Source organism: Alkalihalophilus lindianensis, from assembly GCF_032843265.1.
Classification (GTDB): domain Bacteria; phylum Bacillota; class Bacilli; order Bacillales; family Bacillaceae_D; genus Alkalihalophilus; species Alkalihalophilus lindianensis.
The window spans coordinates 1-236 of the sequence record NZ_JAWJBA010001026.1; the positions used below are offsets into that span (position 1 = coordinate 1).

General features: G+C 63.1%; 1 protein-coding gene. It reads left to right on the forward strand.

Annotated elements, in window-relative coordinates:
* The coding region (locus tag RYX56_RS26860) for a ribonuclease III domain-containing protein (RefSeq protein WP_317124497.1) at positions 1–236 on the forward strand (236 nt) is incomplete at both ends.

Here is a 236-nt window from a genome sequence, read left to right on the forward strand (position 1 = left end):
CTCGTCATCGCGTCCGAATTGTTCCGCCGTTTTCCAAAGGCTGCCGAGGGCGAGCTTTCGTCACGTCTTCATGCGCTCGCGTCGGGCGAAACCTGCGCACGGATCGCTCAAGGGCTGGACCTCAACGCGCATGTCCTTTTCGGCAGCCAGGCGATCGGCGACGGCGGACGGCATAGCGACAATATTGCCGCCGATGTGCTCGAGGCGCTGATCGGCGCACTCTGGCTCGATCTTGG